The sequence below is a fragment of the Pseudomonas sp. NFIX10 genome (assembly GCF_900111955.1).
GTDB lineage: Bacteria > Pseudomonadota > Gammaproteobacteria > Pseudomonadales > Pseudomonadaceae > Aquipseudomonas > Aquipseudomonas fluorescens_AA.
Genome location: NZ_FOKH01000002.1, coordinates 290,572 through 308,749 on the forward strand (window position 1 = coordinate 290,572; position 18,178 = coordinate 308,749).

Annotated in this window: 25 protein-coding genes; 23 read left to right on the top strand and 2 right to left on the bottom strand. The window is 59.1% G+C overall.

Annotated features, from left to right (window positions below):
* Positions 1-296 precede the first annotated feature (296 nt).
* The 22 genes from BM321_RS30385 to BM321_RS03345 all read left to right on the top strand — a co-directional run bounded on the left by BM321_RS30385 (position 297) and on the right by BM321_RS03345 (position 14,128).
* Positions 297-458, top strand: coding sequence for a hypothetical protein (locus BM321_RS30385; protein WP_175534888.1), 162 nt, complete (start codon positions 297-299; stop codon positions 456-458).
* On the top strand, positions 455-745 hold the full coding sequence (locus tag BM321_RS03250; RefSeq protein ID WP_092441486.1) for a DUF3077 domain-containing protein: 291 nt from the start codon (positions 455-457) through the stop codon (positions 743-745). The genes BM321_RS30385 and BM321_RS03250 overlap by 4 nt, the downstream gene beginning before the upstream one ends.
* A complete protein-coding gene (locus tag BM321_RS03255) occupies positions 742-1,056 on the top strand; it encodes a hypothetical protein (protein WP_092441487.1) in 315 nt (104 codons plus the stop codon). The genes BM321_RS03250 and BM321_RS03255 overlap by 4 nt, the downstream gene beginning before the upstream one ends.
* Complete coding sequence (locus tag BM321_RS03260) at positions 1,053-1,313, top strand: hypothetical protein (protein WP_092441488.1); 261 nt, start codon at positions 1,053-1,055, stop codon at positions 1,311-1,313. Before BM321_RS03255 ends, BM321_RS03260 begins: the two co-directional genes overlap by 4 nt.
* Positions 1,310-1,525: a hypothetical protein gene (locus BM321_RS03265; RefSeq protein ID WP_092441489.1), complete on the top strand. Its 216-nt coding sequence runs from the start codon at positions 1,310-1,312 to the stop codon at positions 1,523-1,525. Before BM321_RS03260 ends, BM321_RS03265 begins: the two co-directional genes overlap by 4 nt.
* A complete protein-coding gene (locus tag BM321_RS03270) occupies positions 1,522-2,010 on the top strand; it encodes a hypothetical protein (protein WP_092441490.1) in 489 nt (162 codons plus the stop codon). Before BM321_RS03265 ends, BM321_RS03270 begins: the two co-directional genes overlap by 4 nt.
* Positions 2,011-2,014: 4 nt before the next feature.
* On the top strand, positions 2,015-2,302 hold the full coding sequence (locus BM321_RS03275) for a hypothetical protein (RefSeq protein ID WP_092441491.1): 288 nt from the start codon (positions 2,015-2,017) through the stop codon (positions 2,300-2,302).
* Positions 2,295-2,522 (top strand): hypothetical protein, encoded by a 228-nt coding sequence (locus BM321_RS03280; protein WP_092441492.1) that lies wholly within the window; start codon positions 2,295-2,297, stop codon positions 2,520-2,522. Before BM321_RS03275 ends, BM321_RS03280 begins: the two co-directional genes overlap by 8 nt.
* Positions 2,519-3,400 (top strand): toprim domain-containing protein, encoded by an 882-nt coding sequence (locus BM321_RS03285; protein ID WP_092441493.1) that lies wholly within the window; start codon positions 2,519-2,521, stop codon positions 3,398-3,400. The genes BM321_RS03280 and BM321_RS03285 overlap by 4 nt, the downstream gene beginning before the upstream one ends.
* Complete coding sequence (locus tag BM321_RS03290) at positions 3,387-5,189, top strand: DUF927 domain-containing protein (protein WP_092441494.1); 1,803 nt, start codon at positions 3,387-3,389, stop codon at positions 5,187-5,189. Before BM321_RS03285 ends, BM321_RS03290 begins: the two co-directional genes overlap by 14 nt.
* A 339-nt stretch (positions 5,190-5,528) precedes the next feature.
* Positions 5,529-5,840 carry a hypothetical protein gene (locus BM321_RS03295; RefSeq protein WP_092441495.1) on the top strand — a complete coding sequence of 104 codons (312 nt, stop codon included), beginning with the start codon at positions 5,529-5,531 and terminating at the stop codon, positions 5,838-5,840.
* Positions 5,837-6,442, top strand: coding sequence for a hypothetical protein (locus tag BM321_RS03300; protein WP_092441496.1), 606 nt, complete (start codon positions 5,837-5,839; stop codon positions 6,440-6,442). Before BM321_RS03295 ends, BM321_RS03300 begins: the two co-directional genes overlap by 4 nt.
* A 109-nt stretch (positions 6,443-6,551) precedes the next feature.
* The gene (locus tag BM321_RS03305) at positions 6,552-6,902 is read left to right on the top strand and encodes a hypothetical protein (protein ID WP_092441497.1); all 351 of its coding nucleotides are present in this window, start codon (positions 6,552-6,554) and stop codon (positions 6,900-6,902) included.
* 3 nt (positions 6,903-6,905) lie between these two features.
* On the top strand, positions 6,906-7,526 hold the full coding sequence (locus BM321_RS03310) for a tail assembly protein (protein ID WP_092202439.1): 621 nt from the start codon (positions 6,906-6,908) through the stop codon (positions 7,524-7,526).
* Entirely contained in the window at positions 7,523-8,131 is a 609-nt protein-coding gene (locus tag BM321_RS03315) for a tail assembly protein (RefSeq protein WP_092441498.1), read from the top strand. Before BM321_RS03310 ends, BM321_RS03315 begins: the two co-directional genes overlap by 4 nt.
* Before the next feature lie 39 nt (positions 8,132-8,170).
* Positions 8,171-8,524 (top strand): hypothetical protein, encoded by a 354-nt coding sequence (locus BM321_RS03320; RefSeq protein ID WP_139230443.1) that lies wholly within the window; start codon positions 8,171-8,173, stop codon positions 8,522-8,524.
* A 1,081-nt stretch (positions 8,525-9,605) separates the two neighbouring features.
* Positions 9,606-10,316, top strand: coding sequence for a hypothetical protein (locus BM321_RS03325; protein WP_092441500.1), 711 nt, complete (start codon positions 9,606-9,608; stop codon positions 10,314-10,316).
* 877 nt (positions 10,317-11,193) lie between these two features.
* Entirely contained in the window at positions 11,194-12,003 is an 810-nt protein-coding gene (locus tag BM321_RS03330) for a TIGR04255 family protein (RefSeq protein WP_092441501.1), read from the top strand.
* 1 nt (position 12,004) lies between these two features.
* The gene (locus BM321_RS29415; protein ID WP_139230444.1) at positions 12,005-12,535 is read left to right on the top strand and encodes a hypothetical protein; all 531 of its coding nucleotides are present in this window, start codon (positions 12,005-12,007) and stop codon (positions 12,533-12,535) included.
* Positions 12,528-12,965 (top strand): hypothetical protein, encoded by a 438-nt coding sequence (locus BM321_RS03335; protein ID WP_092441502.1) that lies wholly within the window; start codon positions 12,528-12,530, stop codon positions 12,963-12,965. Before BM321_RS29415 ends, BM321_RS03335 begins: the two co-directional genes overlap by 8 nt.
* Positions 12,966-13,153: 188 nt before the next feature.
* Positions 13,154-13,381 (top strand): hypothetical protein, encoded by a 228-nt coding sequence (locus BM321_RS03340; protein WP_092441503.1) that lies wholly within the window; start codon positions 13,154-13,156, stop codon positions 13,379-13,381.
* 546 nt (positions 13,382-13,927) lie between these two features.
* Complete coding sequence (locus BM321_RS03345) at positions 13,928-14,128, top strand: hypothetical protein (RefSeq protein WP_092441504.1); 201 nt, start codon at positions 13,928-13,930, stop codon at positions 14,126-14,128.
* 84 nt (positions 14,129-14,212) lie between these two features.
* Here BM321_RS03345 and BM321_RS30740 read toward each other — a convergent pair whose 3' ends face one another.
* On the bottom strand, positions 14,213-14,917 hold the full coding sequence (locus tag BM321_RS30740; protein WP_256573360.1) for a hypothetical protein: 705 nt from the start codon (positions 14,915-14,917) through the stop codon (positions 14,213-14,215).
* Between the two features lie 1,201 nt (positions 14,918-16,118).
* Between BM321_RS30740 and ggt the strand changes: the two genes are divergently transcribed.
* Positions 16,119-17,960: a gamma-glutamyltransferase gene (gene ggt, locus BM321_RS03355; RefSeq protein ID WP_092441506.1), complete on the top strand. Its 1,842-nt coding sequence runs from the start codon at positions 16,119-16,121 to the stop codon at positions 17,958-17,960.
* Here the strand turns inward: ggt and BM321_RS03360 are convergent.
* A complete protein-coding gene (locus BM321_RS03360) occupies positions 17,942-18,175 on the bottom strand; it encodes a helix-turn-helix domain-containing protein (protein WP_092441507.1) in 234 nt (77 codons plus the stop codon). The two genes, ggt and BM321_RS03360, sit on opposite strands and share 19 nt — an antisense overlap.
* Positions 18,176-18,178 lie beyond the last annotated feature (3 nt).

Below are 18,178 nucleotides of genomic sequence, written 5' to 3' on the forward strand. Positions count from 1 at the left end.
ATGAACGGTCGATAAGTCTTCTTGCCAGCAGTCACGCCCGCCGGTATGGTTTGCCCGTCACTGCAAATTCAGTGGCCGACCTTGGCGGGTCGATCAGCAAAAGGCGCAACAGCGCCCCCATTACGATTGCAGGCGCTTTTTTTGTGCCCGCAATCTCGTGTTATGGCGGGTTGCGCAGGAGCACCCTCGGGTGCGTCGGGTTCCTTTTGCCCCGATCCGCCAATCCTGTGCAATTCGCCACCCTTTCCTGCTTGGCGGCAGACCGTGGTGGTTCCTCAGCAAAAGGAGCTACACCCATGAAGCACGCCCTCAATCCGTCCGTAATTCGCGCATTTGCTCACCGCCGCATGGCGTTGAGCGCCCTTCGCGCAAAATCGTCCCTTTCCGTTCGCCTCGCCCGTTACAACGCCCACATGGCAATCGTCCGCACCCTGGAAGCCGCAGGGGGTGCGCAATGACTGCCCAATTGATCACATCAGTTACCGCGTTCTCCCCTGTGGGGCTCGCTTCCGACGAACTGAATATGTTCCATGTGTCCGAAGGCATCAGCGCCGGGGACGCACTAGAGAAGGCGTCGAACCTGTTGGAATCCATCCTCTGCATTCTCGACGACGCAGCAATGGGGCAAACCAAGCTGGAAGGCCATCACGCCTGGCTGACGCTTCACGCAACCGAAAGCGCAAAGGCAATCATTGATGCCCTATGGGCCACGATCCAGATTGGTCAGGATGGGGGTGAGCAATGAGCCGCGGCCTTCGCGTCATCGACGCCGATGCAATCGAGGGGCAAATCCTGGGCGAGGCAGTTATCAATGCCAGGGATATGTGCTCTATGAACTTCGCTCGCGAGGAGTTCGACAAGCTTGAGCGGGTTCTGTGGCCGCTGATCGAGCCGCTGCTGTGCAAACAGGAGACCGGGCCGGCCAGCGATATCGCTCGCCACCTTGAGCTGATCCGAATTTTCAGCGGCAACTTTTGCTGGCGCCATCGGCACCTTGGCGCCTCGCACGGCGTTGTGGGTAATCGCGCCGAAATGGGCGAAGGGGACGCGCGATGAACACCAAGCCACAAGCCTCAAATTACAAAGAAATCGCCGACGAGGCCGTGTTCCAACTGGAGTGCGGAAAAGAGTTCGGCAGTTGGATGTTTTCGCTGATGACGGCCATCCGTGACGACCACAAGCATTGCGGCGGGCTCAACGCGGCTGGCCTGGCAGCCCTCGGCGTCTATCTTGCGGAAACGCACTTTGCGGATGCAGAGCAAGCGTTGGAAATGATTAATGGCAACCTGTCGAGCCTGGGAGGTGCGGCATGACTGACGCACTGCTGAGTAATACAGGCATCGTCGACGATCTGCGCGACGCGCAAGAGATCCTGGTGTTGCTGGCGATGTCGCTGGCGCTGATCGCCTCGCCCTCTACCCACACTCTTGTGGCCCGTGTGACAGCGGTGCTCGCACAGCACACCGCCATGGCCTGGGTCGAACTTCTGGACGACGCGATTGCCGCGCATGGGGGTGGTCTGTGAGCGCTGAAGTGGTCGATCTGATCCTCGATGAGCGTGAACACGCCTCGCTATGGTGGGGGGTTCTCAATCACATGCGCATAGGCGGAGAGATGCCGGAATGGGTGCGGGCAAAAGGTGCTGGAAGCGGTGCTGACCATGATCAGTCGATGATCGAGCGCCGAGCCGTTAACCAGGCGCTGTTTGGTACAGATGATTTGCAAGCGGGCGACGGCGCCTTTCCCAGCTCCCCAGACCAATCAAGCCTTGTGGACCTGTTCGAGGTAGAACGAGAGCGATATCTGGATTGGTGGACGCTTCTGAACGAAATGCGAGCCCGCAAGCAGTTGCCCGGATGGGTGTCGGCGCAATCGTTGGGTAATGGTCCGGATCACGACAGGTGGACCGAAAAGGCCGCCGAAACGAATCTGGCGCTATTCGGCAGGCGCAGGGTTCGCCACTCGGCAACACCGGCGCCGACCGAAACTATTTATCCGCTGAAGGGATAAGACCATGGAATTTCAAAACGGCGCATTCGCGTCGACGGGATCGGCTTGCCCGAAGAAAGCCAACGAGCTGTTTTACGTCACCCATCCGAAGGCGCCCAAAGCGCTGCTTGGCCAGTTCCTGAGCGAAGCCGATGCCGAGTGTGGGCGCGTAGTAATGCGTAGCGCCGACGCCCAGGTCACGGCCTGCCTGGTCGATTCCATCGACGACTTCACGCACTGGCACGCGGTGAACAATGGTCAAGCTTGCCGGGCCTTTGCTGGCGCTGATCGACGGGAGGTCAACCATGGGTGACGTGACCCCAATCAATCGCAAGAGCAGTGGCGGCCCACCCGCTGCTGGAGCTCATATCGACAGCACCAGCTATGTGCTGCTGGTGGAAACACTGGTCGGCTTCCTAGAACTGCGCATCTCGGAAGGCGACCAAGGCCGCCACTGCGATGAGCTGGAGCGCCTGACTCAGAACTTGGATAACTTGGCCAAGCGGTTTACCCCGCCGAAGGGGGCCGCATGAATGACGCTACGGTCCTTTTCCGTGACGCGCTCCAAGCCGTCTATGGCTCGCTCGATTGGATGCCAGAAGCCGATGGCTACATCCACCGGTTCCGCGTGCCGGAGGACAAACCCGGCACCCTCAACGGCTGGTATGTGCTGTATCTGGATGGCATCGCGTCCGGAGCGTTCGGCAGTTGGAAGGCCGGCGGTGCCAACACCTGGTGTAGCCGTGAACCGGTGGACGCCCGCGAAGCTGCGCAGATCCGTGAGCGCGTCGACCACGCCCGGCGCCAGCGCGAGGCCGAGCAGCTCAAACGCCAGCAGCAGGCGGCCGAGCAGGCCAACCGTTGGTGGCGCAATGCGCGCCGCGCCGCGCCTGATCATCCCTACCTCACAGCCAAGGGCGTTCGCTCCCACAGCTTGCGTCAGCGTGGCGCTGATCTGCTCGTCCCCCTCTATCTCGATGGTCGCCTGGTCAACCTGCAGAGAATCGGCCCGGACGGGGCCAAGCGCTTCCTACCCGGTGGCCGCGTGAAGGGCACGTATTCGCCGCTGGGCATCATCGAGCCCGGCTCCGTGCTGTGCATCTGCGAAGGATGGGCGACGGCCGCCAGCCTCCACCAGCATGGCGGCTATGTCGTTGCGGCAGCCATGAACGCGGGCAACTTGATCCCCGCGGCGATGGCCCTTCGCGCTCGCTACCCGGGCCAGCCAATCGTCATCGCCGGTGACGACGATCGGCTCACCGACGGCAACCCGGGGCGCGCAGCGGCGAACGCAGCCGCGGCGGCAGTAGGTGGCCAGGTGGCTTTCCCTGACTGGCCAGAAGGCGCGCCCAACGACCTCACCGACTTCAACGACCTTGCCAACTGGAAACTCGCCCATGGCCAAGCCTGACACCAACGTGATCGAACTTCGGCCAGAAGCCGCGACCATCACCCCCGCCCGGCCATGCTGGGCGGTGTACGAGCATTGGGTTACCAACGAGAACGGTCGAAAGCTGCGCCCGGGCGTGTACTGGCACAGCTTCAAGCGCACCGCAGCCGATCAGGACGACGCGGAGAACGATGCCGCCGACCGTCCAATCACCGACGAATGGATCTCCAGCCCAGTGACGGTCGTAGCACGCACCACCAACAGCGACGACGGCAGCGAGGGGCGGCTGCTCCGCCTGGTCACCGAGGGTGGCATCAAGGAGTGGATCATCGCCATGGAGGTGTTCGGTGGCAGCGGTGAAGATGCCCGGCGGGCACTGTTTGGCATGGGCGTCATCATCGCGCTCAAGAAGCGCGGCACGTTCATGGAGTATCTGCTCGACCAGCACCCCGCCGAGGTATTCGCCACCACCAGCCGGCCGGGCTGGCATGAGTCGGGAGCGTTCGTGCTGCCCGGGCGAACGATCGGCGCGGCCAACGTGCGGTATCAAGCCAGCAACAAGGCGCAAGTCCTGTTCAGTCAGCGCGGCGAGCTGGCGCGGTGGCAGGCCGAGGTGGCAGCCAAGTGCGCGGGTAATCCGGTGCTGACGTTAGCGATCGGCTGTTCCCTCGCCGGGCCACTGCTGAGTCTGGTCGGCGTGCTGGGCGGCGGTGTCCACCTGGTGGGCGACAGCTCGAGCGGCAAGTCACTGGCGCAACTGATCGGCTCGTCAGTGTGGGGCGATCCTGGAGTGTTCGCCGCCAGTTGGGACATGACCAAGGGCGGCCTTGAGATCGAGGCGTCGAGCCGTAACGACACCATCCTGCCGCTGGACGAAATCAAACGCGCCGACCCCAAGCGGGTACAGGAAATGGCCTACTCCCTCGCCAACGGCCAGGGCAAAGGCACCATGACTCGCGAGCGCGAGGCCCGGGGCAAGCTGAGCTGGCGTCTTCTCACGCTCTCCAGCGGCGAGCGCTCCCTCTCCGAGCACGCCGCCATATCCGGTAACGCCGCCCACGCTGGCGCCGAACTCCGCATGGTCGATGTGAACGCCGGTACCCGCACTCATCGGGCCTTTGACGAATTGCACGGCCTGGAAGGTGCGGACTTTCACCGGCAGCTTACCGTCGCGGTAGGCGCCCACCACGGCCACCTGGGACCGGCCTTTGTCGAACGCCTGGTCGCGGCCGACGACAAGCCCGGCTTGCTCAGTGACTTCGACGGCATCCGCGCTCAGTTCGTCGAGGATAACGCCCAGGCCGGCCGTGTGGCTGACCGGTTCGCCGTGATTGCGCTGGCGGGCGAGATGGCTATCGCCTACGGACTGCTCCCGTGGGAACCCGGTACCGCCCTCGCCGACTGCCGTCTGCTCTATGGCGAATGGCTCTCCCGTGTCGGCGGAGGGAATGCCGAAGACCGCCAGATCCTGGCCGGCATCATCGACTTTATCGACAAGCACGGCAGCAGCCGTTTCTCGGACGTGGACGCACCCGAGGCGGACGCCAAGGTGTTCAACCGCGCCGGGTACTGGGAGGTGGTCGCCAACAAGCGACTGTTCCTGTTCAACAAGTCCGCCCTCATCGAAGCCGCCCATGGGTTCGGTCTCACCCGCGTCATCAAGGCGCTGGAGGTTGGCGGAGCCCTGGCCAAGCGCGACACCGACCGAGAAAGCCGGAAAACCAAAAAGTACCGCATCCCCGCCGGCGGATCGGCGCGGCTGTACGTCATCGACCCGGAAGCCCTGGACAGCGAAGGCGGTGCCGCATGACCACCACTACCACCAACAGAAATGATTGCCCGAGTTCACAGGAACCTACAAACGTGGGGAACAGGGGGAACGGGGGAACAGCCAGTAAATACGCGGCTCGTAGCCGTTCCCCCTTATTGAGTGGTTGGGGAACAGGGGGAACACAAACATGTTTTTGAATATAAGCGAATGCCGTTTTCCTGACGTTTGGTTATCACTGCTCCCCACAAAAAAACGTGGGGTACAGAATCCCCCTCTGAAAGCCCCGGAATCATTGGGTGTTCCCACTGTTCCCCCGTTCCCCCGTTTTTTTTTCACAGACACATTTGGGCAGTGGTGCAATTCGGGCGAGGTGATGCAATGAGCCTCCTTTCCGGCCTGCTCGATCACATAGCGCCGATCATCGCTGGCATTAACGCGGAGAGCTCCCGCCGACCTGCGCCTCGTCCATCGCTGGCGCTGGCCACCCAAGCAGAGCGCCGGCCGCAGTTTGTGACTGCGCCTCATGCAAGCGCCGCCACAGCGACGCCCGAGTGGCTGCTGGCCCGCGACGCATACCTCAACCACATTATGGCCTGCCGGTCCTGCTACGCGCCCACCGCCCGCTATTGCAGCGTCGGCGCCGGCCTGCGCGCCAGCTATGACCGCACGCCCATGGAGATACAGCCATGAAGACCAATGTCGTTATCGCCCTGCTGGATATTGCACAGAAGCCAGACGCCAGCATGAGTACGAGTCTGATCACCACCCGCCGGATCTGCCGAATCTTCGGACAGAGGGCGGACACCATCCGAAGTGAGCGCCGGGATATCCGGCGGGAGGCCGGGAAACTTCGCGCCTTCCTACCCTTCACCACCAGCAGGATCGACGAACTCCAGCAGCAGGCCGCGGAGCATCGGCGGGCCGAGTGGGACGACTTACGCAAGGTGCTCGGCGCCTTTGGCAGATCGCTGATGCTGGACACCGAAGGCCTGATGGATGGCCTGGGATTCGACCGGGTGTGCGATCTGCTGGCGGTGAACACCGTGGAGCGTGAGGCGGCGAGGAAGGACGGCGTGAACGGTCTGGCGGAGCTGGTGTTCGCCCATTCCCTGGAGGACAGCGCCGCACGTCGAGGACAGGAATGGAACGACGCGCCTTTGTTCAACGCCTGTCAGGTCGCATTCAACAATTTCATCAGGGAGTGCCCCGAGCACCTGCTCCCCGATCCGTTCGCGCCTGGCGCACCGTTCGGACCGAAGCTCCCGCCCACCCTGAGCATCGTTGGCAAGTAGCAACCCATTCCGCGACACGATTTGCGAATTACTAAATCGTGTCGCGACACGGAGCAACACAACCGGGCATCAGCCCATCAATGGCGCCCAGGCGTCGCAGGAGGAACACATGTCACACCACATACGCTTCGCCGAAGCGTGCAAGGCCACAGACTTCACAACTGACCCCGGCACCATCGGCGGATACATCGTCTGGACCGTACAGCATGTGCGCGACGGCCAGCGAGTTGAAATCGAGGGGCCTTTCTTCACCGAGGAGGAAGCCAGGATATCCGCCGAACTGATGCGCATCGAGTACCGCGGAGCCCGGGCTTATCAGTCGACTCACTGTTCCGCCTGGAATCCCGACGTGAAACGCGAGATCGCGATTCGAAACGACGCGATAGCCTCTCGAATGATACTTGCCGGCCAGCTCGGCATGGAAACCCCCAAACACAGCGCCCAAGGCGCCCAGGAGTAAGACATGGCAATGGCAACGGACTACGGCAACAAAACGCTTATTCTGCTGGGCGGGCTCGCCGGCAAGATGTTCGGACGAAAGCATCTGTACAAGCTTTCCACTGGGGACGTTCGCGAAGCAGTGAAGGCCGTTGATGTAAACCATCCGGGATTCGCAAAATACCTTGCCGACTCAAAGGCGCGCGGCATGGAATTCGCGGTTTTCCGGAACCGCCGCAACATAGGAGAAAATGAGCTTGGCCTGGGTGGCGCGCGGGAAATCCGCATCGTTCCCGTGATCGCTGGCGGCAAGCGGGCGGGAACTCTACAAACCATTATCGGCGTCGCGCTCATCGCAGTGGCGACGATTGCGACTGGGGGATTCGGGGGATTTGCGGCGGGCGGCGCGTGGGGGGCCGTTGGCGCAGCTGGTGCTTCGATGGCCATAGGCGGTGTAATTCAAATGATCAGCCCCCAGCAAGGCAGGCTCAGCTCCAGTTCATCTCCCGAAAACGCACCGAGTTATGCGTTTGGATCAGCACGAAACACCACCGCCAGCGGCAATCCGGTTCCGATCTGCATCGGCGAGCGCCGGTGGGGCGGGATGATCATTTCCGCATCGATCTACGCAGAGGACAAAGCATGAGCGCCATTGATTACCAGCCGATCAGAACCGTAAAGCTCTATGGGCAGCTACGGCAGTTTGGGAAGTCCTATCCGCTGGCTGTGCGCACCCCAGCAGAGGCAATCAAGGCGCTATGCGTACAGATTCCAGGCTTCGAGCGGTTCATCTCAAACGCAAAATCACGGGGCCTTGTGTTCGCCGTCTTTCTTGGCAAGAAGAACATTGGTGAAGCCGAACTCCAGTATCAGGGGGTCGGGGATATCATCATTGCTCCGGTGATCGAGGGAAGTAAGCGCGCCGGGTTGATGCAAACGATCATCGGCGCCGCACTGATTGTTATTGCCACAATCGCCACTGGGGGCTTCGGCGGGTTTGCCGCTGGAGGGGCCTGGGGCGCCGTTGGTGCGGCAGGCGTTTCGATGTCCATCGGCGGCGTGATTCAAATGCTGAGCCCTCAAGCCGCCGGGCTTAAGACCAGCGCAGCGCCCGAGAACACACCCGGCTACGCCTTCGGCAGCGCCCGAAACACGACTGCCTCCGGTAACCCAGCGCCGCTATGCGCGGGCCGCCGGCGGTGGGGCGGAGCAGTAATCAGCGCCGCGATCTACGCCGAAGACCAGATGTAGCGATCCAGTGGTACAGTCCCCAATTTCGGAGGGAAGTCGATGCAAAGGATTACCGCAGCAGTTTGTTGTGTTGTTGCTCTGGGCGGCTGTACCACATCACTCCAGGACATGCGGGCGGAGGGACCAGAGCAATCGTTCACAACCCGAAAGCCTGAGCAGCAGGTAGCAGAATGCATCCTGTATGCCTGGCAAAACGAATCATTGGCAGGGGTTCACTATGCGGTGAGCCTTCAGCCTCGGCCGGGCGGTGGCAAGTCCGTGGTGAACGCTGGCAACAGAGAAATGGCTGATGTAGTCGGCGGCAACGGGTCGACCAAAGTCCAGTTCTATTCCAGCGGCAGCATGGGTTGGATATCTGACCGGCGGGTGGCGAGCATAAAGACCTGTTTGTAACTGGCGGACCAAATGAGCGACAGGCCATACGGTCCCAATGAGGTCATATGGTCTGGTTCGGTGGTAGTGGTAACCAAGCGGGGTAACCACCATTGGTAACCATCCCCGCAGCACCTCGCCGGCCTGGCCAACCTTGACAATTGTTAACAGGGTGACGCTGGCCCCAGGCCACACTCATCTCCCCAGATTTGGGGTCATCTCGGAAACAGACGCGGTTCCATGTCAACATTTGTCAACATCGAACCATGCCCCGCACTCAAATCGATGTTGGGTTTTGTTAGGTTCTCGAGTCGTCCGGTATCCACTTTGGTATCCACCATTTGTTAGCAAAAGTTAGTCGGCGCGGCATCAGCCACAGGGCAAGTTCGCGCCACGCATCCAGCCAGTGACCATTCGCGGTGACCATCAGTAGTGACCACTCCCACCGGTCACCGGCGCATTCAACGCTGATTGTGAAAACCAACCCCATGAATGAGCCTTCGCGCACGCCTTCACGCACGATCCTCACGCCCCCCAAAGGCGCGCGAAATCCCTGTGGGAGCGAGATTCCCAACACTGGTACGCAGCCAGATACGCACCTGGCACTGGAAGCCGCCAGCAAGTTCGCACGGGTGGTTCGCACCTGGTTCGCAACCACCATTGCGCGCGAACCGTCGTCCCCATGCCGACCTTTCGCGACAAAATCGTAAAACCCGGGCGGGAACCCAGCTATCCCCGCTATCAAGAGTTATGGCTGGCAAGGGTTTCCACTGAGGTTTCCACCATAAACAGCGTTTTTTGCTGGAAACCGGCACATCGATCGGCATATTGCCCTTCGGGACGGCGCGATCGCTCTCCCCCACTGGGGAAACACCCCATGACTGAGGAAGGGTTCTCATATTCAGCTACATTGATTTGCATCATGTGGAGGGATACGGGTATGCCATCAATGGAAGTAGCGCTTGTGGGTGGAGCGCGCGCTGCGCCGGCGCCAGGCCTCAAAGGCGAGTGTCCGCTATGCGGGAAGCCCGCACAGGCGAAATGTGGCCCGATTATACGCTGGCACTGGGCTCATGCTGGCCGGCGGCATTGCGACCCATGGATGGAGAATGAAGGCCCATGGCATCGCGCCTGGAAATCACTGTTTCCATTCGAGTGGCAGGAGGTCGTCGCCCATGACTCCACGGGCGAGAAACATATTGCGGACGTGAGGCGGCCAGACGGAACGGTGATAGAACTGCAGAACTCGCCGATGAGCATTGATGAGATGGAAAGCAGGGAGGTCTTTTACGGCGAGCGGATGGTGTGGATCGTAAATGCTGAGAAATTTCGCAGCCAAATAACAATCCACGAAGCTCTACCAAATCCCGAGGCGGACTTCGTCGCGGACCTGATATTCGTCCAACCCATCCCTGGCCCTAGAACGAATAACGTGATCATCCGCGGGGACGGACGCAGCCTAATGTTTTTCCGCAGGTCCGACATTATGTCCGATGGCTCACCGACCTATCAGCTTCACTCCGGTTCGAGCCTGGGCGACATGGTGGTGAAAAATTATATAGGCCATCATCTCTGTATTTGGCTCAAGCCACGCGAGGTCTGGAAAAGGGCAAAACGCTTGGTGATATTCGACTTCGGAGGCGAAACCATGTGGGCAGCATGCCATTACGGTGTCGATAAACTGTTTTGCCTTCGACGCGTATCAAAAAGCGCATTGATTCAGTCGCTTCTGGACGGTAAGGAGCCCGTGCTCTCGGCAAAGGTCGCGCTCCCTGTTCCATATACGGACTGGATGGAGCCTGCGTCTCTTTGACCACGCTTTGACGGAATGCGATACAGGCATCAGACCAAATCCACGCCGGGTGGGCGTCTAAGGCTTATCGCGTGGCCAGCCCGTCAAACAAGCGCACCGTGGCCGCTGATACCCCTGACAGGCCCCTGACGGATTCGGCGCTTTCGGCCCGCCTACTTTTACCCGGCCTTTACCGAATCGCCGGGAAATGTGAGACAGGTATGAGACGGAATCCACCCGGGGTGGCCGTCCGAGGCGTATTCCACACGACGGGCGTAAAGTAGAATCTGTGTCTGTCTCACAGACCGACAAACCCAAGGCGGACTATCGACAGCTTCGGGCACTAATCTGCTGACTTAGCCCGATGCATGCGCCATCTCGACCAGCATAGGTGTAGATCGCATCGGCAGCTGCGCGATATCGAATTGGCGGTATTTAAATGCCAGCGCAGCTATCGCTTTGTAGCGGCCTGGCCTGCGAATGAAGAGAAATCTACTGACAACGCGGCAGCTGAGCGCTTTGGACAACCTGGGCCGCAAAGGTAAAGCTCCCTACGGTCGTAACTGCTTATAGGCGGGTCGCCGGGCCGATTGCATTGGGCCCCCACCAGATGTAGTCTGCTGTTAACGCCTGCTATGCGCATTCAGTAATGACGCACGTAGGCACGGTGATTCAGCAATCGCTTGAGACCTTCCCGAAACGTGATTGCAATCCCGAACCCAGCGCCCATATCAGGTAGGAAGCCGCCATGAGCCAGTACGCAATGCTGAATACGTATCTGCAACAGCTGCGAAGCATTCGTTTGCATTGGCGTGTCCAATACTGAAGCGAGGGCTTCGAGCGTTACCCGAGTTTTTCAACAAGCATTTCCAATGCAACAGCATTCTCATGTGAGCCTATGGCAATTACCTTTGAAAACGCTCCGCTGATTGAGGTCATCGTCGAGTTGCGATGGGGTGCCGGTTTTTCGTTCCCTCAGCAAGGCTTGTCCGGGGCACCTGGCCAGCAATTCCACGTGAATCTTGAGACATCTCAGCACGAGGAGTTCTTCATGAACTTCGGTACGGAATGCGGTTCTCGGGGGTTGCAGAGGGCTGAACGGATCGTCCCTCATGGTTTCCCAGTTCTCCCTGGGCAGGTTGTTTACCGATTCAGGTCCAACGACCGCTCTAATCAGAACCTGCTGCAGATCGGTCCTGGTGTATTTACGGTCAACGCGTTACCGCCATATAAAGGGTGGCCGAGCTTTGAAACGCTCGTAGCCTCTGGAATTGATGCTTTGTTGGCATCCCGCCCTGCGGCGGAACAAAAATCGAAATTTCTTTCCGTTAACATCCGATTCATTAATGGTTTCGGTACTGAGTATTTCGAAGGTACATCCAGAATGGCATTCCTTCGAAGCTTGGGTTTCGTGCTCCAGGTTCCTAACGAGCTCGAAAAAGTCTCCAAGGAAGACCAGACCACGTTTTTCAACATGAATTATGTGACGAGCCTGCAAACCGGTGCCAAACTACAAGTGAGTCTCGGTGAGGGCGCGAAGGATGGAATGCCTATCCAGGTTGTAGAGCTTGGCTCGACATATGAAAATGTTGACTCATCGCAAGAGGAGTTGCGGAAGGTGATCAACGCTTCTCATGACTTAATTGAGAAGATATTCATGGACATGACCGCTCCGATCCACCAACAGATGAAACCCAGGGAGGTATGAAATGTTTGAAAGCTCAGGAAGGCTAGTTCAGTCAGCCATTTCATTGTCATCGTTTGTGGTGGCTGCCACCAACATTGCACGTCACTCGAATTCGACGTCAGCGCAAGGATATTTTGAGACTCAGCACGCACTGAGTCTTATTGATGAGCTTTCCGATCTAGAAGACGGCTGGGCCGGGCCAGGCTCCTTGGCCCCGAATCGGAATATTTTGGAGATCGCAAAGGCTGTTGCATCCGCGCCTGGATTTCTTGCTCTGTTTCCAGACATTTCAGCTATGCCCAATGGAACCATAGCTTTTGACTGGGAAGCCGACTCGGGCTCAGCAAATCTTGAAATTGGTGCAGACGATTTTTCGTTTTATCTGGATTTAGAAGGGGCATTTCTCCCCCTGTCTGGATCAAGCAGAATGATTCCCGCGCTAGAGATTGCAGAAATGGTTTCTCACTTTTTCGCACCCGCTGCGCCAGTACAGCGCACACGACCAGTAAGCTACTCGGATGAGCATTGTTCGATGGCGCTGGCATATGCCTAGAGCCATCACGGATGAGGAACTGATTGTTAGAGGCGTGAGAAAGGGATGGGTGAAGAAAGGCGAACTCCTGTACGGAGCGTTTCGCCCCCCACCAGAAGTCACGGTTGTTTCGGTTCTATCCGGGCTCATGGGAGACGATTTCTGCAAAGCCAAATCCAAACATATTTGCAAGGCAGATTATGTCGGCATGGCTGCGATCAGGGCGGGGGAAATACGTGCCCTCGAGGCAGATGTGGTAGATGCGCCGGAAGATTTTGAGGGTCATCTGCACATTGATCATATTGACCCCCCGGTGCCCTCAAGCAATCCCCTATCTCCGGAGCTTAACAAGGCTCTGAACGCACGATGCAAAGCGTTGGCCAAGACAGCGCGACTTCGCATTGATCCAGATCCAGATATTGAGAAATGGACTGGTCCTGCTCTCGCCTGACCTATCCCTGCTGACAGGCCTTTCGTCGGCAGGCTTGATTCATGACCTCTATCAATAGGTCCCCGTTTCCCTGTTTATACGCGCAGCCACTCTGTCAGGAACGGAGCCTGAGGTTGATTCAGGAAACAGTGATGGGGGCAATCATCCGCTCCCCAGCGCCACGCTGTTTCTAGACATGGAGGACCAGTATGACGGACACCAATCTGATAGCCAGCCTATTTGACCGCCTCAATCAGAACCAGCTCGCCTTGGGCGCCGCGGTGGAGGAGCTTTCCAACTGGGTGGAGCAACGCGGATCTGAAGACATCGCTGCCAATGTGCGGGCCGCACTCGAAACGCTCGACGACGACAATGTGGTGTTCATTCGCCAGGGCATTGCTGAGCTGACCGTCGCCGGCAGCCTGGGCCAAGAGTGACCACCCCCAATCCTTGACCACCCTTGACGGGGCCTTGACGAAACTTTTGACAGGTCTTGACGGATTCACTGCTTGCCATTGCCACCAGACATCCTGGAAGCCACACAGAACAAAGCTTTCCGGGCATTCGCGCAGCTTGGCCACCACCAGCCTCGTCAAGAATCCCAGAGGTGGCTGTCAAGGCAACTGCTCGATCAATATCCCGGTCCAAGCTGAAGGAATCGAGTGGTGAAATGCCGGGCCAGATAACTCCTTAGCGCACCAACCAATTCTAGACAGGCACTAGACGGATTCCAGTTGGAGGAATGCCGTTCAGTAGTCTGGCGGCCTTGTGGCGTTTGGCCTTCAGCGAAAATAGGGTGCCGATCGGCCGATGCCCCGTCTAATATTTTATGGGTTCCTTGCGCCTGACAGCGGGCCGGAGCCGGTGGCAGGAAACTACCTGGATTTTGGGTAGTTTCGATTGCACGCTGATAGCATCTACAGATCACCGCTGGCGCCGATCCCGCTCCAGCACCCGCATCCCGCGAGCCAGAGGACAGCGCCGTGTCTGTAATCGATTGCGACTACCTGCCAACCGAAAAAGTGAAGATACCCGCCGAGCTGGCGCTGCTGATCATCAGAAAGGCCAGCGCCATGGCAGCTACATTCGAGGAGCAGGCGCTCGACCAACTGACCAGGGACGCGCAGCGAGCACTAAGGCGAGGCACAGCCCCGCGAAAGCTCATCCGGGAAATGCGGCTTTAGTAGGGTCGATCAAACTGCTATTTGCGTAGCAGTTTCCAGCACCTGACCTACCGAAATGGGAGCCCAGGCGAGCAGTAGCGTTATTCACTCGGGCGGTTTCGGTGGTGGCGGCCCCCATGACATCAACGCATCGATGCTGTCAGAGCTAGCTAGCAGACTCTTCGCCTCCTGAACCTTTGCTAAAAGCTCTGATCGAGCATCGCCATTCATATCAACAGAACGGCTGGCGATGTCGTCAAAAAAATCCTGGAGCTTCCTATCGGAACTCCACTTGTCGATGATCTTCAAGAGGTGGTTTAGCGAGTCTTCCCGGGCCCGGATGATCAGGGAGCGTTCGTATTCCGCTATTGCTATTGCGCGTTCAGCCTCCCACCTCTTTCGCTCTTCAGCCGCTTGGCGATCAGCCTCAGCGATCTGGGGCGCCAAGGTTTTCGCCCTATCGACTAAAGCCAATACGATCTTGTCGAGTTGCTTCAGGAGGCTAACTTTGTCCTCTGTCCAAGTATGAGCCCAGTCCACCCGTCCATAGGGACTGTATGCCCTGAGGCATAGTCGCTTGGAAGCGACGCGCTGAGCACTCCGCCGGTAAAATGTCTTCGTCTTCCTGTCCCACAGACTAGGCTTGAGCACTTTGGCCTCTTTAACGGGCACATACTGGCCATCTATGTAGACCATCTCTTTTTCGATCGTAGCCTCGTAGACAGTCAGTCCTATCGCTACCTCGTCGATGAAGACCAATGTTGGCCGAGCAGGCGCCCACATGTTGGTCTCGAAAACCGATCGTTTCATCCGCCCCTCCTCATCCCCGAGCGCCTTACGGGTGAACCTGATTTCGCCGCATGCGATCGACACTCGATGGTTAATGTCACGGAAACAAGTAGCGAGCTTCAGCAGAACTGACGCCGCCCTCTGAAGTGTGGGCTCAGTAACTACCAGGTCGGGTAGATTTCGCTTTGCGGGTTTAAGGTACCCGTCGCCAGCGACTCGGCCACTCGTGAATGAGGCCAAAGAGCCCATCACCATCGTGCCCCGGGCACTGGCTTTCTTCGGAGCAGCTTCAGTCAGTTCAACCTCCGCTCTACGCGGCAACTGATCGCCCTTTCTCCATTCGGTAGGATCACCCGGTTGGGGCTTGGGCAAGGGCGGAATTTTCGGTTTCTGCCCCGATTGCTTTCTGGCCCAATAGCCTCGCGGTGGACGGGGTATGTTCAGGCGGGCACAAACCCGAGCCAGGAATACCGAGGAAACTCCATATTTTGGAGCCAGGGAAAGCATAGGCGTTGCCCATACCTCGGAGTAAAGGGTCTCCCTTTGGACGCGATCCTGATCCATCTCCTACCTCTGAATTGGCTTGGAGGTTAAATTGGTCACGCTGACAGTTTTCCCGAAATCGTCAAAGCGGTCACCAAGACGCGATTGTGACACCGCCTTTTATCACTTCGGCCCGTGCCCGGCTCGGCCCTGCGCTAAAGTTTTACAGCCGCGACCTAGTGTCCGGCCGGCCGGCCTGGTATCCATTGACCATGGCGCTCGCTGCGCCAGGCTGGCCGTTGCCTCCCCAAGATATTGCCTCAGGCTGGCGGATCGGCGGCGAAGGTTTGAATAATTCCGGTTTCAGGCGACACCGTTCGTCGATTCAGCGCTGAGAAAACTGAGCGTTTCCTACAGTCTTGAGCTGATGAATTGGACGGCAAAATGAAGACAGCAGCACGCACCTTGTATCCCAGCGTGTATCCCTAAAAAAACAACAACTAACTTTCCTCTATAGATACAGCATGTTACGACGCCGGTTCAATTGTCTGTGTACCACCAAGTACTAAAAACGGCCTATCGAAAGATAGGCCGTTTTTTATGCCTCGGGAAAAGCAGCTGCCATACCAGCGCCTTCAGGGATTTCCCCTTTTGTGCCGAGCCCATGGTGGATTTGCACCACACGCCTCGCATCGCTACAGTCGATCTCCATACCCCGAGCCCACGGATGGAGCGACACATGCTTACAGATATGAAACCGAACCTCCATCGCCTGTCAGCCTTTTCGTTGCTGGCTGTCGCTCTAACACTCGCGGCCTGTAAGGCGCCCCCCTCCTCCACAGAGACACCGGCCTTGCCCGCCCCACCGGAGGTCGCCTCCGGTTTCCGTACCGATCTGCAGACCCGCTACGCCGACAAGCACATGGCCGCTGCGGCCAATCCTTTGGCGGCCGAGGCCGGGCGGGAGATGTTGCGGCGCGGCGGCTCGGCCATCGACGCGGCCATCGCGATGCAAGCAGTGCTGACCCTGGTGGAGCCGCAATCCTCGGGCATCGGTGGCGGTGCGTTCATTGTGCTGTGGGATGGCAAGGCCGTGCGCACCTATGACGGCCGCGAAACGGCACCGGCGGGTGCCACCGAAAGACTTTTCCTGCAAGCCGACGGCAAACCCATGTCCTTCACGGCGGCGCAAATCGGCGGTCGCTCCGTGGGGACACCGGGGGTATTGCGCGGGCTGGAATTGGCCCATCGCACACATGGCCGTCTCAAATGGGCGACGCTGTTCGAGCCAGCCATCACGCTGGCGGAACAAGGCTTTGCGATTTCACCCCGCCTGCACACGTTGATCGCTACCGATCCGTCCTTGCCGGGCTCGCCAGACATGGCCGCCTACTTTCTCAACGCCGATGGCAGCCCGAAGGCGGTTGGCACGGTGCTGAAGAATCCAGCCTTGGCCGGCGTGCTCAAGCGCATCGCCAACGAAGGCCCCGATGCGCTGTACAAAGGCCCGATCGCCGAGGAAATCGTCGCCAAGGTACAAAACCACGCCAACCCCGGCAGTCTTTCCCTCAATGATCTCCAAGGCTACACCGCACGGGAGCGGCCAGCGTTGTGCACCGACTACAAGCGCTGGCAAGTCTGCGGCATGCCACCACCGTCTTCGGGCGGGGTTGCCGTGGCGCAGATCCTCGGGACGTTGCAGGCCCTGGAACAGCGCGACAGCCACACAGCCCTCGCACCCTTGAAACCGGTCAAGACCGCCAAGCCCGCCGGCATTGAACCCACCCCCGAAGCGGTGCACCTGATCGCCGAAGCCGAGCGCCTGGCCTATGCTGACCGCGCCCAATACATTGCCGACCCGAATTTTGTCGCCGTGCCGCTCAAAGGCCTGGTCGATGCCGGGTACCTGGCCAGCCGCGCCAGCCTGATCGGCCCTCGTAGCATGGGCGTCGCCAAGCCCGGCACACCACCGGGCATCCAGGTGGCCTACGCCCCGGACCGTTCACCCCTGCGTATTTCCACCTCGCAAGTGGTGGCCGTGGATGACCAGGGGGGCGCCGTGTCCATGACCACGACCGTGGAGTCGGCGTTCGGCTCACACTTGATGGTCCAGGGCTTCATGCTCAATAACCAGATGACCGATTTCTCGTTCATCCCCGAAGAAAATGGGCAAAAAGTCGCCAACCGCGTCGAACCGGGCAAGCGCCCACGCTCGTCCATGGCTCCGACGCTGATCTTCGATCGTCGGGGGGAGTTGGTGGCCGCTGTCGGCTCCCCCGGCGGCTCTCAGATCATCGAATACGTCGCCAAGTCAATGATTGGCCTGTTGGATTGGGACCTCGACCCGCAAACCGCCATCAACCTCCCCAACTTCGGCAGCCGCAACGGCCCTACCGAACTGGAGCAGGGCCAATTCAGCCCGGCACTGATCCAGGCGCTGAAAGACAAAGGCCATGAGGTGAGCGAGATCGACATGAACAGCGGCACCCAGGCCATTGTCCGGGTACGCGATGCCCAAGGAAAAACCTCGTTGGCCGGCGGTGCGGACCCAAGGCGCGAGGGTCAAGCACTGGGCGATTGATCGTGCTCGCCCTGGGGTTGATAGACCAGCAGATCCGCAGGCTGACAGTGCAGATAGCTGCAAATGGCTTCGAGGGTCGCCAGGCGTATGCCCTTGACCTTTCCTTGCTTCAACAAGGAAAGGTTGGCTTCAGTAATGCCGATTGCAGCAGCGAGGTCCTTGGATTTGACCTTGCGCAGGGCCAGCATCACATCGAGTTGGATAACGATGGGCATGGG